Annotated in this window: 1 protein-coding gene; it reads right to left on the bottom strand. The window is 55.8% G+C overall.

What is annotated here, in order from left to right:
- A partial coding sequence (locus COY37_RS02735) for an HRDC domain-containing protein (protein ID WP_286975976.1) occupies positions 1-489 on the bottom strand: 489 nt, incomplete at both ends.

Below are 489 nucleotides of genomic sequence, written 5' to 3'. Positions count from 1 at the left end.
GCCATATCGCTCAGGCTTAGGCCCCTCCTATAGAGCATGAGGGTCTCCTGGATGGTTGAGGTTTTGGCCTCGGAGGGCCGCTTCTCTTTAACCACCCGTGCCGGGCGTTTGGGCTTGATCGGTTTTGGGTCGATCCCACGCGAAGCGCAATACTCGGTAATACTTTGCGTAAACGCGTCGCCGTACTTCTCAAGCTTTACCTCACCCACACCGGTGATGTTGGCCAGTGAGTCCAAGTCGCACGGGAAATATTTCGCCATGTCTTTGAGCGTAGTGTCGTGAAAAATCGCGTAAGGCGGCAGCTCCGCGATATCGGCCAGAGTCTTTCTAACGCTGCGCAGGATCTCAAACAAGTCGCTATCGACATCCTGATCGGTAACGGCGCCATGGCCAGCCCTTGTATCGCGTTTACTACGGTGTTCACTCGCGAAGTGCTCACCCGCATCGGCCGCAGTATCGAAAACCATGCGCTCGTCCAGGCAGATATCG

Origin of the sequence: Candidatus Aquicultor secundus (assembly GCF_002791875.1) — a bacterium.
In the GTDB taxonomy this organism is placed as follows: Bacteria; Actinomycetota; Aquicultoria; order Aquicultorales; family Aquicultoraceae; genus Aquicultor_A; species Aquicultor_A secundus.
This window is presented reverse-complemented; position numbering and strand designations above follow the sequence as displayed.